This is a genomic window from Streptomyces sp. SAJ15 (assembly GCF_007595705.1).
Taxonomy (GTDB): domain Bacteria; phylum Actinomycetota; class Actinomycetes; order Streptomycetales; family Streptomycetaceae; genus Streptomyces.
In genome coordinates, this window is the sequence record NZ_NISY01000018.1 from 22,677 (window position 1) to 37,327 (window position 14,651).

General features: G+C 70.3%; 9 protein-coding genes and 2 pseudogenes. 7 read left to right on the forward strand and 4 right to left on the reverse strand.

The window, feature by feature from the left end:
* Positions 1–62 precede the first annotated feature (62 nt).
* Genes CD790_RS30500 through CD790_RS30510 form a run of 3 tightly spaced genes read left to right on the forward strand, consistent with a single transcriptional unit; the run spans position 63 to position 3,796 of the window.
* Positions 63–416, forward strand: a complete 354-nt coding sequence (locus CD790_RS30500) for a hypothetical protein (protein WP_144386627.1) — start codon at positions 63–65, stop codon at positions 414–416.
* Between the two features lie 16 nt (positions 417–432).
* A complete protein-coding gene (locus tag CD790_RS30505) occupies positions 433–2,586 on the forward strand; it encodes a hypothetical protein (RefSeq protein ID WP_144386628.1) in 2,154 nt (717 codons plus the stop codon).
* Between the two features lie 28 nt (positions 2,587–2,614).
* Positions 2,615–3,796, forward strand: coding sequence for a hypothetical protein (locus CD790_RS30510; protein WP_144386629.1), 1,182 nt, complete (start codon positions 2,615–2,617; stop codon positions 3,794–3,796).
* Between the two features lie 49 nt (positions 3,797–3,845).
* On the opposite strand, the gene CD790_RS30515 is transcribed toward CD790_RS30510, so the two are convergent.
* Entirely contained in the window at positions 3,846–5,135 is a 1,290-nt protein-coding gene (locus CD790_RS30515) for an erythromycin esterase family protein (protein ID WP_144386630.1), read from the reverse strand.
* 52 nt (positions 5,136–5,187) lie between these two features.
* Positions 5,188–5,541, reverse strand: a pseudogene (locus CD790_RS30520) (CatB-related O-acetyltransferase); the annotation flags it as partial.
* 16 nt (positions 5,542–5,557) lie between these two features.
* On the opposite strand from CD790_RS30520, the gene CD790_RS30525 reads away from it, so the two are divergent.
* Positions 5,558–5,917 carry a TetR-like C-terminal domain-containing protein gene (locus tag CD790_RS30525; protein ID WP_260868016.1) on the forward strand — a complete coding sequence of 120 codons (360 nt, stop codon included), beginning with the start codon at positions 5,558–5,560 and terminating at the stop codon, positions 5,915–5,917.
* A gap of 77 nt (positions 5,918–5,994) precedes the next feature.
* On the opposite strand, the pseudogene CD790_RS37030 reads toward CD790_RS30525, so the two are convergent.
* Positions 5,995–6,111 (reverse strand): annotated as a pseudogene (locus CD790_RS37030) (translocation protein TolB); the annotation flags it as partial.
* A 222-nt stretch (positions 6,112–6,333) separates the two neighbouring features.
* On the opposite strand from CD790_RS37030, the gene CD790_RS30530 reads away from it, so the two are divergent.
* The gene (locus tag CD790_RS30530; RefSeq protein ID WP_260868017.1) at positions 6,334–7,032 is read left to right on the forward strand and encodes a hypothetical protein; all 699 of its coding nucleotides are present in this window, start codon (positions 6,334–6,336) and stop codon (positions 7,030–7,032) included.
* Positions 7,033–7,092: 60 nt separating this feature from the next.
* Here CD790_RS30530 and CD790_RS30535 read toward each other — a convergent pair whose 3' ends face one another.
* The gene (locus tag CD790_RS30535; RefSeq protein WP_144386632.1) at positions 7,093–10,566 is read right to left on the reverse strand and encodes an ATP-binding domain-containing protein; all 3,474 of its coding nucleotides are present in this window, start codon (positions 10,564–10,566) and stop codon (positions 7,093–7,095) included.
* Positions 10,567–10,829: 263 nt separating this feature from the next.
* Here CD790_RS30535 and CD790_RS30540 point away from each other — a divergent pair, with 263 nt between their 5' ends.
* Together CD790_RS30540 and CD790_RS30545 are read left to right on the forward strand one after the other, a co-directional pair.
* Positions 10,830–11,705: a DUF4231 domain-containing protein gene (locus CD790_RS30540; RefSeq protein WP_144386633.1), complete on the forward strand. Its 876-nt coding sequence runs from the start codon at positions 10,830–10,832 to the stop codon at positions 11,703–11,705.
* A gap of 9 nt (positions 11,706–11,714) precedes the next feature.
* Positions 11,715–14,612, forward strand: coding sequence for a TIR domain-containing protein (locus CD790_RS30545; RefSeq protein WP_144386634.1), 2,898 nt, complete (start codon positions 11,715–11,717; stop codon positions 14,610–14,612).
* Positions 14,613–14,651 lie beyond the last annotated feature (39 nt).

Consider the following 14,651-nt stretch of genomic DNA (forward strand, 5'->3'; position numbering starts at 1 on the left):
GGCGGTTTAGGGTGGCGACCGGCTTGATCACGAAGGCCGGGATACGGGGGAAGGCGGGTCACATGTCCGACGGGGGACCACAGGGTCCGGGCGTACTCAAGACGAACAATCCGGGGAAGGCGGCAGCGGTCAAGGCGCTCACGGAAGACATCCAGCCGGACACCGGGACGGCCGGCACCGTGGCGGACGAGGCGACCACCAAGGCCGTGACCACGTTCACCGACTGGGCCACCGGCTCGGGGCTCAAGGACGTGGCGACCGAGTGGGACAAGCAGGTGAAGGCCCTCCAGGGCCGGCTCGCCGCCGACAAGACCGCGCTGCAGGGCGCCCGCCTCGGCTTCCAGAACCACGACATCCAGACCGGCGGCACGCTCAATCGGTTCCTGCTGCCCCCGACCAGCCGACACGGCGACTGAGGGGGCGGGGACCACCATGACGCTCACGTACCAGGACGTCGTCACCATCGATCTGGGTCCGCTGACCACGGCGGCCGGCAAGTGGGACGAGATGGCCGGGAAGTTCAAGTCCGTCGAGGACCTCTACCAGCAGAAGGTCCAGACGGTCTCCGACGACGGCGGCTGGCTCGGCGTCGCGGCCGGCGGCGCGTCCGCGCGGTTCAAGGCCACCCAGGACCAGCTCGCCGCCGCCCAGACCCAGGCCAAGGCGGTCGCCTCGCTGCTGCGGGACGCCCACACGCAGCTCACCACGCTGGTCAAGGCGGTCAAGGACTTGGTCGCCGACGCCAAGAAAGAGCACTTCCTGATCGACTCCCAGGGCAAGGTCACCTATGACTGGAGCCTGATCGACGAGAGCGACAAGAAGGACACCGACTACGAGAGCTGGCGCCAGAAGACCGTGGCGGCCGAGACCAAGTGGACCGACGCGATCAAGAAGGCCGTCCAGAACGTCGACGACGCCGACCAGGGCGTCAAGCTCGCCCTGCGCGAGGCCGCCGGCATCCGGGCCTTGGACGACATCACTGTGGGCGGGCACGACTTCAACGCGCGGGCTCAGGGCGACATCGAGAAGTACGAGGCCGAGCGCGCAGCCGACCTCAGGACCAAGCTCGACTCCGACGACAGGCTCAGCGCCTCCGAGCTGGCCGAGATGCGGCGCCTCTTCCGCGACAACAAGAGCGACGAGGCGTTCACCCAGACCTTCCTCAACGGCGTCGGCGGCCCCAGGGGCAGCATCGAGTTCAACAAGCAGCTCCGCGACCTCATCGGCGACGACGAGAACAAGGGCGCGTACGAGGACATCCGCAACGGGCTCGCGGCCAGCATCTCGACCGCCACCCGCAACCCCGAGTCCTCCTTCTACGCCTCCTGGCGCGAGGACCTTCGCAAGGCGGGCACGGAGAACTTCGGCGACAAGACCAACCCGTTGCGCGGCTATCAGTTGTTCGTCGACCTGATGAAGCACGGGGACAACTACGGCACCCGGTTCCTGCACGACACCGGCGACGACATCATCGCCGCGGAGAAGGAGCAGCCCGGGTTCTTCACCAAGTGGGGCGGCGGCCACCCCGGCATCGCCGCCGACGCACTCGACGGCCTGCTCGGCATCATGGGCAAGCAGCCCGACGCCTCCACCTCCTTCTTCGACCCGGGGTCGGACGGCAAGAACGAGCGCCTCGAATACCTCCTCAAGGACCGCGACTGGCCCACGACGACCTACGTCGGCCCCGCCGGCGTGCACGACGACAAGGTCCTCGCCCAGTTCACCGGCCGGGAGGGGCTCGGTGCCGCGCTCGAAGCCGCCGCCACCGGCCACCAGCCGCTGGGCCGGGGCGATCACCCGAACCCCAGCGCCACCCACAACGAGGCACAGGCGCGCGTCATGCACGAGATCGTCGAGAACCTCGACGGCGACGACATCCACACCAATCTCCAGCGCCCCGTCGCCAACGCGCTGGCCGAGTACTCCGGTGACACCCACCAGATCCTGGGCGGCATCAGCGGCGACTACGTGCGGCACGCGAACGGCGACGGCGCCTGGACGGCGGACGGCAGGACGCACATGTCCGTCTCGGCGGACAAGCTCATGCAGGTCATGCGAGGGATCTCCGCGGACCCGGACGCCTACGCCACCCTGCACAAGGCCGAGTCGCAGTACATCAGCGAGGAGCTCGGCAGGCTGCCCAAGGGGGCCGAGGGCTACGACCGGAGCAACCCACTCGACAAGGCCGGCGCGGTGCTCGGCGCCTACAGCGCGATCCGCGAGGACGTCATCAACGACGACAAGGCGTCCGCCTACACCGACGCCGACTGGAAGGCGAAGGTCGCCTACCACATCGTCGGTGGCGGGGTGAACTACCTGCCCGGCGGTGACTGGCTGCAGCGCGGCGTCGACACCTGGACCTTCGCCTGGGCCAACGAGAACAAGGCCACGGCCGACGCCGAGGCGGCCGCCAAGATCACGGACGAGTATGTGAAGGCCAACAACCAGATGGCCCTCATGGTCGAGGGCTGGGCCGAGGGTCGGGGCATCAAGGACAAGAACCTCGTGGAAGGTCTCACCGGCGACATCGTGAACGGCTACGACCGGGGCAACAACTGGGGCCGGCATCTCCTCGGGAACACCTGACGCCCCACCGAAGGAGGCCACCACCGCCATGAGCACACCACCGCCCGACACCTCCTCCATGCAGGAGGACGCCCCCGCCGGCGCCGACCGGAAGCGTCGACGCCGGCGCCCGGTCCTCCTCGTCCCCGCCGCCGTACTGCTGGTCGCCGGCGCCTTGTACGCGGTCCTCGACGGCGACGGTCGGCAGCGGGACGAGGGGGCGCTGGCGACGTCCTGCCGGGGAGCACTGGCCGGAGGCGAGCTCGCAACGCTGTTGGACTCTGACCGGCTCCGCGCCGAACCGCGCACGGACGCGGCACGGGAGACGGGCTGGGTGGACCGGTGTGTCATCGAGGGGCGCGGCGGGGACTCGGGCGTCGTCGAGCTGAACATCGGATGGGCGGGCAAGGCCCACGGCGCCCTCTCAGGGCTGGGACGGGCAGGCTACGCGGGGGACGCCGTCGCGGCCGTCCCCCTCGGGCACGGCTGGTCGGGCGCCGTCCTCGCGGGCGGACCGACGGCCGACGCCGCGGTCCTGCTCCCCTGCCGTGGCAGCGACAGAAGCCTGCTCATCGGCGTCAGCGCGGCCCTCCCCGACCGGGGCTCGCCGTTCCGCGACCCGGATACGATCGGCGCCCTCGCCCGGGTGACCACCGGCACCGCCGAGCGCGCGGCGAAGAAACTGGGGTGTGAGGCCAGCCCGGGCGGGACGGTGACATCGCTGGCCCCGCCGCCCCTGGACCGCGCTGACTCCGTGCCACTCGGACGGGCCACGGGGACGTGCCGCGCCCTGGCCCCGACCGCCTCGGCTAGGGGCCGGGCCGCACTGGAGACGGAACTCGGCGACGCCCCCATCGAGGACTGCTTCGTCACCGACACGCGCGGCAAGCGCCTCTACCACCTGGGCGCCTTCTACGGTCCCTACGCCCGGGATCTCCGCGCCGATCCGCCGGGGGAGCAACGGTTCACCTCGCCCTCGGGGATCGACGGAAGAACGGGCGACGCCTGGGCCACGGCCCAGTGCCGCGGCTTCTTCGGGACCGCCCGCTTCACCCTGACGGCCGCCACCGACCGGGAGCGCCCGAAGGCGACGGGCGATACCGAACGCCGCGAGCGACAGGAGATGCTCAAGGCGTTCGCCCGGGACGCCGCGCGGAGGCACGGCTGTTCGGGCCTCAACACGCCGTCACAGGAGGGGAGTGGTGGTCACGGTATGGAAGAGCATCTATGAGCACCACTGACTGTGGTCGGTCGACGGTGGTTGACAGCGGCTGCTCTCTTCAGATGTGGATATCGTCGGCGACGGTGGAGGTGGGGGTGTTGAGGATGCCGTCGAACGCCTTGAGGACGGGGGTGTGCAGGTAGGCGCCTTGCATCCGGATGCGGTCGGGGCCGGCGTCGTCCCGGGTCTGTGCCTCCGGGCGGGCCGGGTGAAGGTCGGCGATGCTGAGCCCGAGTTCGGCGTCGGCGAAGGCGGCTTCGATGCTTCCCGGCTCGGGCAGCTCCAGCCTGGTGGTGTCGATGGTGAAGCCGAAGCGCGTGTTCTCGTCGCGCCGCATGTCCGCGGTGTGTCCGGTGGTGCTCGTCAGACCGAGGGCGAAGTACTCATCGCCGAGCATGTTGTGCAGGTGCTGTCCCATCGGGAGCGTGGTGAGGTGGCCGTTGAAGGAGATCGGTGATTTCTGGATGTGGGCGTTGTGAGCCGCCAGCACCACGCGGGTCCCGGGTTCGAAGCGTTCCAGATGCCATAGGACCGACTCGGCCATGTAGAGGTCCCGGGCGGAGGTGTCGGCGGTCAGCCCCTTTCCGGCGAAGAGGTCGGCCATGGCGCGGAAGGTGTAGTCGGCGTGGCAGGCGCCTTCAAGGCGTCGCAAGGCGATGTCGTAGCTGTGCTGGTTGCCGCGGGAGACGTACAACGGTTCGATGGAGCGGAACCGGATGAGCAGGCGCGCCAGGATCGCGCTGAGGGCGTCCTGTTCGGCCGCGGGCAGACGTGCCCAGGCGGGCGCGGCGGCGGCCCCCGAGCCACCGGCGAACGATTCGGCGATCCGCGTCGCCGTCTGGACCGCCGGCAGGGTTTCGGGATCGATGTGGCGCACATAGTCGGCGACCGGGGCCAGGGAGGGAAGCAGGGACCCACCGGCCGCTGGGATGTCGATGCCGGCGAAACGCACCGGTGGTGAGGCTGTGCGGTTGTGCTGGCGGATCCAGCGCAGTGGCTCGTGGAGTCCCATGGGGATCGCCGCGGCGAGGTGGGCCGAGAGGTCGTCGTCGACGCCCTCCCCCTGGGCCCAGGCGTCCAGGGGGAAGCCTTCGCTGAAGCCGTATTCGAAGGCCAGGGCGGTGAAACCACAGCGTTCGACCAGGAATCGCAAGAGGCGCTGGCGCAGAAGTGCGAACTCTTCGATGAAGTGGGAGTGCTCGCCGATCGCGACGACCGTCGCGTTGCCGATGATGTCGCGTAGCGGCTCCAGGTCATCGAGCGGCGCCGCCGGGTCGAGGTGGGTGAGCGGGACGGCATGGCCGTGAAGCCAGTCGGCGAACGGGTTGTGGCGAGACGAAGCAGGCATGCTGATGACTCGATTCGCAAGCTCTGGAAGTCTGACGTGCTGGAATGCGGGATCACCGTTGCGAGGGCGCGGGCGCGGCGTTCTCCAGGTCGTCGATGCTGCCGGACATGATCGTGCGGATGTGTTCGGTGATGTGCTGGAGCGGCCAGTCCCACCAGGCCAGGGCCAGGAGGCGGTCGATGTCGGCATCGCTGTAGCGGCGGCGGATGAGGCGGGCGGGGTTGCCGCCGACGATGCCGTAGTCGGGGACGTCGTCGACGACGACGGAGCCGGAGGCGATGATCGCTCCGTGGCCGATGCGGACGCCGGGCATCACCATGGCCCGGTAACCGAGCCAGACGTCATGACCCACCACGGTGTCCCCGCGTCCGGGCAGGCCGGTGATGAGGTCGAAGTGCGCGGCCCAAGGGACCGGAGACGTCGTGGCTGACCTGCGTGAGGTGATGACCAAGGCTGTCGACCTGCTGGGTCGGCCCCCATGGGGCCCGCTGTACCAGGCCCTCATCGGCGAAGCGCAGCACGATCCCGAGGTTGCCGCCGCGCTCAACCGGCGGTTCATCGAGCCACAGGCCGCCGACACCCTGACCCGCCTCAAGGCCGCCAAGGATCGGGGGGAACTCGCGGGTGACTTCGACATCGACCTTGCGTTCGACATCCTGTCCGGCCCCCTGTACTACAGACTCCTGATCACGCAGCAGCCGATCACGTACGACTACATCGACCGTGTCCTGCGAGCGGTCTTCGCCGGGATGAGTCCCCGTTCAGGTATGTCCACGACCTGAGCATGAACGACGTGCGCGACAGCCGCTTCCGTGTCCGCACCGTCGGCACGAGGGCTGCGGCGCGTTGTTCGGTTTCTCCAACCTTCCCTCGCTCCCGCGGCGGCGGCCTCGTGGTTGAACCGGCCCCTGGCGGTACGCCGGACGGCGGGGTTCACGCCCCACGGGTCCGTCTCGTAGACGTAGCCGCTGCTGACCCCTGGTCACCGTGGAGATTAGGGTTGCCGCACCCGGTCGATAAGACTCTGGAAAATGAACTGTTCCGGTCCAGCCGGTAAGTGAAAACCATGCAGAAACGCTGAGCCGGCCAAGGCCGCTCGGCCCGGCCCCGCCCCTACCGCGTCCCGAAACGCAGCGCCCCCGCCGGCCGCTGCGATGGACCATGACCAGCTGTCACAGGGTGCTATTACGCTGAGCGGATGTTCGAACGCAATACGAGGAGGATGCGGACGGTGCTGCCTGCTTACGCGGTCGAGGTGGGAACCGAACCGCTGGTCCGCCCGGCGCGGAACTCGGTGGGAGGCTGGCCCTTCCTCGATGAGGCTCAGGACTGGCCCGAGTGCTTCTGTGGTGAGCGGATGGCACTGTTCTTCCAGTTCGACATCCCCTGGAACGTGGAGCCTTTCGGCGGAGACCACCTCCTGGTCTTTCACTGCCGTGCGCACAACGACGCGTCCGACCCCCAGCTTGCTGATGGCCGGCTCGTACCGCAGTACTGGGACGCTCCGCAGCCGCCCTACCCGGCTCCGTTCTGGCGGGTACTGATGCAGAGTCGCGCGGCGCTGCCGGCCCCGGAAGCCGAACCGTCCGTGTGCGCGCTGCCGCTGACTCTGCGGCCCTTCGTGGACACCCCCGTCGGGGTCCTGACGTTCAAGGTGGGCGGCACCCCGTCCTGGGCGCACGATCCCGAGTACTACACGTGCGCGTGCGGCGCGGACTTGGTGTATGTCTGCCAGGTTACCGAGGGTATGGACTTCGCCGTCCACCCCGGTCAGCCAGAACAGCCCTACAGCGTCAGGGCCGACACCTACTGGCTGTTCCTGGGCAACGAGGTCTACCTGCTGGCGTGCCCGGCCCGCTGCGATCCGGCGGCCGTCTGGCCGGTCAACCAGCACTGACGCCTCAGCACCACCGCCCAACGTATACCGACGCCTGAGGTACTTCCGGATGCGCGGGGATCACTCGGCCGCGGAGCCCAACGCGATGTCCGTGCCGTCACCACCCCAACCGGCCGGGCTGTGCCAGATGACGGTGACACGGAAGATGTCGCGGATCACGTCCGCGGACCAGTCCTCAGAGGGCGGTTCGGAGAGAACGAGATAGAGGCCGTCGGCAGGCGTGGGCAGCGTGTGGTTGATCTCGAGCAGTCGGGTCGCACCCGAGCGGAGGTCCGCATAGGTCGAGCGGCCGGCGCCCAGGGCCTCGTAGAGGAAGAGACCGCGCTCGGTGACGCAGCTGACGTCGACGACCGGTGAGTCGGCCGGTTCGAGGTCCGCCCAGAGGAGCGACGCCTTCAGCGCGTGGCGGACCGCCTCGTGCTTCTTGCACATGCGGTCGGCCCCGGCAGCCGCCTCCAGTGCGCGAAGGAAGCCCTCCCTCGTGGTCGGGACCGGTGTGGCGGAGATGGTGTCCGCAGTGGTCATCTGCGCTTCTTCCTTCTGGTCTTCGGGTTGCTGCGGGGCAAGGGGCGCCGAGTCGGCAGGGGCAGCGTCGACAGGGGCCGCCTCGTCGGGGGCGGCTTCGTCGGGCGTCGCGTCGTCGGAGTCCGGCTCCGTCGCGGTGGGGAAGCGTGCCCGAAGCTCTCGTCGCGCTTCGGCGAGGGGCCCTGCCCAACCGGAAGCCGCCAGCTCCTCCGCGAGCCGGCCCCTGTCCAGGGTTCCGTCCTTGAGCGCGCGGTTGGTCGTCGCGGTGAGGTCGCGCAGCACACCCAGCTTCTCCCTGCCCGGGTCGCCGAACAGGTGGAGTACGTCGACCCAGTCGGCCTGATCCCGCCGGAGGATGCGGTTGGCCATGCCCTGGAGCTCTGAGAGACGGCCGCGGGCGTCGGGAACGTCGCCGTCGCTCTCGGCCAGTTCCCCGAGCACGTCCAGCGCCGCGATGTAGCGTCCCGCCATCCGCTCCGAGACGGGCGATCGGCCGCGCTGGTCGGCGGTGAGCACGATCTGGCTCGTCTCGTTGGCGAACACCCAGCAGGTCAGCTTCTCACCCCGCCGCGGGGGAACCGATCCGTGGCGAACGGTGAGGACGAGCGGTCGGTCTATCCCGGGGGACAGCGGCCTGACCTTGTAGCGACCGCCCGGGGCACGGTCCACGACCTCGACCCTGACATCGGTGCCGACCCGGGGAAGCCGTCCCGCCGTGCCCTCCGCCTGGGCATCGGACGCCGCCGGTGCCTCGTCGCCGCTCCTGGAACCGGTGAGCGCCTCCGGCAGCGGGGCGGTGTGCAGGACGGTCAGGCTCTGGGTGCTGCGGGTGAGGGCCACGTACAGCTGGCGCAGTCCGGCGGGGCCGCGGTCGGCGATCGTGGTGGGTTCGACGACCAGGACGTGGTCGTACTCCATGCCCTTGGCCTGTTCGGCGGCCAGCACGGACACGGCTTCGCGGTTCGGCTCGTCGATGTCGCCGCCCTCGTCGATCCTGCGGCTGATCGCCTCCAACCAGTCCGAGTCGTCGGGGACGACGACGGCCACGGATCGGGGGGTCTTCCCGTCGCTGGTGCGCACGAGCCGGGCCACGTGGGCGACGGTGTCGTCGAGGAGTTTCCACGGCTCGGTCGCCACGGTCCGCACGGCGTCCGCTCCCGCCTCGCGGACGGCCTGCGGGTACGGCAGGGACGGCGCGATCGCCCGTGCGAGAGGCGCGACGAACTCCATGATCTCGGCGGGAACGCGATAGCTGGTGTCGAGCTTGGCCACGCTCCAGTCGCCGTGGTCGGAGAGGAGCGCGCCGAGCAGGTCCCAGCTCGTCGGGATATGGGCTCCCGTCGCCTGCGCGAGGTCGCCCAGGACGGTCATGGAACCGCCCACGGCACAGCGCCGTCGCAGGGCGCGCGCCTGCATGGGCGTGAGGTCCTGGGCCTCGTCGACGACGATGTGCCCGTACCGCCTCGGGGTGTCACCGCTGATCAGCACCTGGAGCTCTTCGAGACAGACGCGGTCGTCGTGGGTCCATGGGTCGGCGTCGGCGTTGGCGGCGCGGGCCCGCGCCAGGGCCGCACGCTCGTCCTCGTCGAGGATGCCATCGGCGCAGACGCGCAGCAGCTCGGCCGAGTCGTAGAGGCTGCGCAGGGCCTCCCGGGGGCCCGGCGAAGGCCAGACGCGTTCTACGAGCCGCTCGACCCGGCGGTTGCGTTCCAGGTCGCGGCGGATCGTGCCGGCCTGCCCCCGGCGCGACGCGATGTCGGCCAGCTCCTGCAGGAGCCGGTCGACGAACAGGCCGCGGAAGCGGTCGCGCCGCTCCCGGAAGGGCCCGCCGCCACCGTGGGCCCGGGCGAGGAGGGCGAGAACCTCGGACTTCGGCACGCGCAGGGTCGTACTGCCCGCGGTGATGACGACCGCGGGCTCGTCGCCCTCGAAGGAGGGCTCGACGGTGAGTGCGTCGAGGGCCTCGGGACGGTAGTCGCTCTCGACACGGCGTCTCAGCACGGCCGCCATGCGTTCGTCCGACTTCACGAGGCGCGCCCGCGGGGAGTCGGTGCCGAGGACTTCGCCCTCCCACAGGCGGTCCAGCTGGACGGCGTTGACGTCCCGGGTGCCGAGGGTGGGGAGGACGTGGCCGACGTAGTCGAGGAACCGCTGGTGGGGGCCGATGACGAGGATGTCCTGGGCCTTGAAGTGCTCGTTGTTGACGAGCCAGGTCACGCGGTGGAGGCCGACCGCCGACTTGCCGGTACCGGGGCCGCCCTGCACGACGAGGATGTCCGAGGGAGAACCGGTGACCAGCTCCATCTGGTCACGGCGGATGGTCTCGACGATGTCCCGCATCCGACCGCCGCGCGACCGCTGGAGCTCCCGCAGGAGGAAGTCGTCCGGCTGGAGCGCCTTCCGGCGCTCGCGTCGCACGACGTCGCCGGGGGACGGCGAGCGTCCCGCCCGCGGCGTGGCGGGGGGTGTGTCCGGCTCCTCCGCCTTGCTGTCGTCGGTGGCCTGCCGGGGCTCCGGTACGGCGGCGGGCTCGGGTTCCAGGCCGGCCGGAGGCACGGAGCTGGGTGTCACCAGGGAGATCTCGTCGAAGTAGCCCTCGACGACCCGCCGCACGCAACGCAACCGCCGACGCAGGACCACCTCGCCCGGGTTCTCGGGCCTGGCCTCGATCCACTTCTTCGCCAGCGGGCTGGTCCACAGGAGGACCACCGGCTCGTGCGAGGCGTCCTGCACGCCGCGGCGCCCGATGTACCAGGGACGAGGGTCCCCTCCCGGGTCCTCCGGCGCGTCGACGCGGGCGAAGACCAGGGCTTCGTCGCCGAGCCCTCCGTAAGCCTCCGCACGGGCCTTTGCCTCGGCCCGGTTGGCGATCCCGTCCTTGCCGCTCGCCGACGCGCTGGCCGCCGAACCGCCGCTCAGCTCGGCCAGTTTCGTGGTGTAGCAGTCGTACGCGTGGTCCACCGCCCGCTGCTCGCCGGCGAGGATCTCGTCCCGAGTGGTGGTGCTCATGTGCGTCCTCCCTGCGGTGCCGGGGGACACCGCCACGGGCGTGTGCCCGTACCCCACTCAAACAACTATCAGAAACGGGACGGTGACGAACAGTCAATGGATCAACGCCCGGACGAGCCCGCCGACCTCGATCCGTCAGGCGGGCATCTCACTGCGGCTGGCTGAAGTCACCCTCTTTCCAGGCGACTTCACGGGATGCCCGGATCGCCGTCTGCGATCGTGTGGCTTCAGTAGCCGAGCGGGTGAGGCCATCGGACGGGGCGATGCCTGCATACGAGGACTTTCCGGCGCTCTTCAGAGCGGCCGACACCAACTCCTTGAAAGGCCAGCGGCACTATCTGTGGGCGACCAAGTGCCAGTTGGGCGCGCTGATCGCCGCTGCGGCACTGGGCGTGTTCAGCTGGCAGGTCAACGGCGCGGACGTCGCCGCCGCCGGGTCGGTGGTGGCGTTCTGCACGGCCGTGGTCACAGAGGTGTACTTGCTCAAGGAACGCCCGGAGCGCATGTGGTACGAGGGGCGCGCGGTCGCCGAGTCGGCGAAGACGCTCACCTGGCGCTACATGGTCGGCGGCAGCCCGATGGGCAGGGAGGAGACCTCGACCGAAACCGCCGCCGAGTTGCTGCTGACCCGGTTCACGGAGATCGAGACCGATGTCGAGGCCGTCTGGCTCGTCCCCGACGGCGGCACTCCGGAGCAGGTCACCGCCGAGATGACACGGGTGCGTCAGCTGTCCCTGGACGAACGGCGGGCGATCTACCTGCGGGAGCGCATCGGGAACCAGCGTGAGTGGTACGGCGCCAAGTCGCGCTGGAACGAGCGCAGAAGCACCATGTGGTCGCTCACCCTCACGGTGCTCGAACTGCTCGGCGTCAGCGCGGGCGTCATGAAGGTGACGGGCATCGTCGACGTGGACCTCCTCGGCGTGTGCGCGGCCCTCGCCGCGGGAGGCACCGCGTGGGTGCAGACCAAGCAGCACAAGACCCTCGCCACCGCGTACGCCGTCGCCCGGCACGAGTTGGCGACGATCGCCTTCCGCGCCCAACAGCCGGTCACCGAGGCGGAATGGGCGACCTTCGTGGCGAACGCGGAGGACGCCGTCTCGCGTGAGCACACCCTCTGGCGCGCTTCCCACATGTGAGGCAGCACGATGCCGTCGACCAACACCACGACCCGGTACGTCTACGACGCCTTCCTCTCCTACAGTCACGGGGCCGACGCCAAGATGGCCCCGGCTGTACACAGAGCACTGAGCCGCCTGGCCAAGCCCTGGAACCGGCCGCGCGCCCTGCGGATCTTCCGCGACCAGGCATCCCTGGAAGCCGGTGCGGACCTCTGGGCCACCATCGAGGCCAAGCTGAGCGCGAGCCGCCATCTCGTCCTGCTCGCCTCGCCGCAGGCCGCCCGCTCCCCCTGGGTGGGCCGCGAGATCGCTCACTGGAAGCAGCACCGCGAGCCCGCCACCTTCCTCATCGTGCTCACGGACGGCGAGATGCACTGGGACCACAGTGCGCGGGACTTCGACCGGACACGCACCACCGCCCTGCCGCCCGAGGTGTTCGGATGGTTTGAGGCCGAACCCCTGTGGGTCGACCTGACCTGGGCCCGCAGCGAGACCACACTGTCCCTGGGCCACGCCCGGTTCCGCCAGAACATCGGAACCCTGGCGGCGGCCCTGCACGGAGTGAGCAAGGACGAACTCGACAGCGAGGAGGCCCGCCAACACGCCAGATCAGTCGGCGTGCGGCGCGGGCTGACCTGGGGCCTGGCCTTCTTCCTCGTCGTCTCACTCGTCTTCGGTGTCATGGCGCAGATGCGTGGTGACGAGGCCGAGCGCCGGCGCAAAGAGGCGGACGGGCAACGACGGGTGGCCGCGGTGCGCGCGCTGCTCGCTGAATCGCGGAGCCGGCTGGCGGACGACCCGCGGACCGCCGTCCGCCTCGGCCTGACCGCGTACGGCTTGCTCCCCACCACGGAGACCCGCGCCGCCCTGGTCGACGTACTGCGGCGTACGCCGTACGCGGGCGCGTCACACGGACCGGACGAGACCGGCCCGTTCGTCAGGCGGCTTTCGGACGACGCCGGCGTCCTGGCCACCGCGGGCAAGGGCACGCTCAAGCTCTGGGACATCTCACAGCCCGGCCGGCGCCGGCTGCTGCACCGCCTCACATCGCCACGCGGGACCGTCGAGGACATCGCGTTCAGCCGAGACGGACGCACGCTCTTCGTGGCGACCACCAAGGGCCACGCCCTGTGGGACATCGCCACGCCGGACAGGCCGCGGCCGTTACCGGGCCTTCCCGGCGCGACGGGCCTGGACGGCGGCGGATTCGGCGACGGCGACCGGACGCTGGCCACCGTGCGCGACGGCAAGGGCAGTAGCGGCCGAATGGACCTGTGGGATGTGGCAGACCCGGACCGGCCACGCCGACTCGGCTCGGTGACCGGTGTCTACGACGCTACCGAAGTCCAGATGAGCCCCGACGGCAAGACCGTCGTGAGCGCCACCGGCAAGGTCATTCTCAACGAGGCGGACACGGGGAAGACCACCATTGAACACGGCAGCGGAATGACCGCGTGGGACACCTCCGACCCGGCCCGTCCGCGCCGCCTGGGGCGCAACGACGCCTGGGGCGGGGCCCTCGCCTTCAGCCCCGACGGCCGCACCCTGATCAGCAGCCACAGCAGGACCGCCTACGTCTGGCGCATCCGCCCCTCCCGCGCACCGCGGCTGCTCAGCAGACTCCGCGGCCACCGGGGCGCCGTCACCGCCGCCGCCTTCGGGTCCGACGGCAAGGCGGCGATCACGCTCGACGAGCAAGGAAGCGCGGTGCGCTGGGACCTGGCACGCCCCGACAAGCCGCGTTCCCGGGGAAAGCTGCTCGCCACCGAGCGGCGCGGGGGCCAGGACGTCGCCTTCACGCCGGACGGACGGCACATCCGAGAAGTCGACTCTCGCGATGCGGTCGCCAGCTGGCGCATGGACTCCGAGCCCGGTCCGTGGCAACGCGCCCAGGCGGCCGCGGACCCGGTGGCCGTGGCGGCCGTGGCGATCCGCCCGGACGGGCGGACGGCGGCGACCGCGGGCACGCGCGGCCTGGTGCTGTGGGACATCACCGACCACGACAAGCCCCGCCGGCTTGCCGTCCTGCACGGATTCTCCGGGAACATGACGGACGTGGCCTTCTCGGCGGACGGCCGCTACCTGGCCGGAGGCGACGGCGCGAGCCGGGTCATCCTGTGGGACACGTCGAACCGGCGACACCCCCGCAAGACCGCCACCCTGCGCACCCGGGGCCCGGTGGCCTCACTGGCCTTCAGCCCACGCGCCCCGCTTCTGGTCACCTCCGGAAACCACCCCCGGTTCACCGGGCGTATCGACGGCTGGGCGACGCTGTGGAACCTCAAGGGCGGACGGCCCGTGGAGACCCGCTCGTACACCCTCAAGAGCTATACCGACGCGAGCGTGGCGTCGTTCAGTCCGGACGGTCGGCTGCTCGCGCTTCCGGGCGCGGGCAGCGGCCTGTTCGACATGGGCGACCCGAACCGGCCCCGTCACCTCAAGTGGGACTCGGTGGCGGTGATCCAGCAGGACACGGCGTTCAGCACGAAGCGCAAGCTGCTGGCTGTCGGCGAACGTGTCTACCGGGTCAACGGTACGTCCCTGCACAAGCCTGCCGTCGAGCTCCCCGACGCGCCCGACCGCGGAGGACGTGTGGCCTTTCACCCCGACGGCAACCTGCTGGCCACGGCGGACGACGAGGGTACGGCGGTGCTGTGGGACATCGGCGATCTGCGATATCCCCACGTGGCCGCAGAGTTGCCGGCTCTCGACGACAGTGTCGACGATGTGGCGTTCACCCCCGACGGCCGTACGCTGCTGACGGGCGGCGGTGACGGGACGCTGCGCCTGTGGGACCTGGGCCCGCTCCCCGCCGCCGCCCACGACCCGAAGCGCCTGGCCTGCCAGGTCGCCGGCGGCGGTCTCGATCACACACAGTGGCTACGGCACGCGCCAGGACTGGCTTATCGAGACCTGTGCCGTTGACGCCCCGGGCTGTGGCCATGTGGGGTGGCTCGGATCGAG

What these genes read in the sequence shown, in the direction of transcription:
- CD790_RS30540 (WP_144386633.1), top strand. Translation starts at nt 10,830, where the DNA reads ATGCCTGCATACGAGGACTTTCCGGCGCTCTTCAGAGCGGCCGACACC.
- CD790_RS30500 (WP_144386627.1), top strand. Translation starts at nt 63, where the DNA reads ATGTCCGACGGGGGACCACAGGGTCCGGGCGTACTCAAGACGAACAAT.
- CD790_RS30515 (WP_144386630.1), bottom strand. Translation starts at nt 5,135, where the DNA reads ATGCCTGCTTCGTCTCGCCACAACCCGTTCGCCGACTGGCTTCACGGC.
- CD790_RS30535 (WP_144386632.1), bottom strand. Translation starts at nt 10,566, where the DNA reads ATGAGCACCACCACTCGGGACGAGATCCTCGCCGGCGAGCAGCGGGCG.
- CD790_RS30510 (WP_144386629.1), top strand. Translation starts at nt 2,615, where the DNA reads ATGAGCACACCACCGCCCGACACCTCCTCCATGCAGGAGGACGCCCCC.
- CD790_RS30530 (WP_260868017.1), top strand. Translation starts at nt 6,334, where the DNA reads ATGTTCGAACGCAATACGAGGAGGATGCGGACGGTGCTGCCTGCTTAC.
- CD790_RS30505 (WP_144386628.1), top strand. Translation starts at nt 433, where the DNA reads ATGACGCTCACGTACCAGGACGTCGTCACCATCGATCTGGGTCCGCTG.
- CD790_RS30545 (WP_144386634.1), top strand. Translation starts at nt 11,715, where the DNA reads ATGCCGTCGACCAACACCACGACCCGGTACGTCTACGACGCCTTCCTC.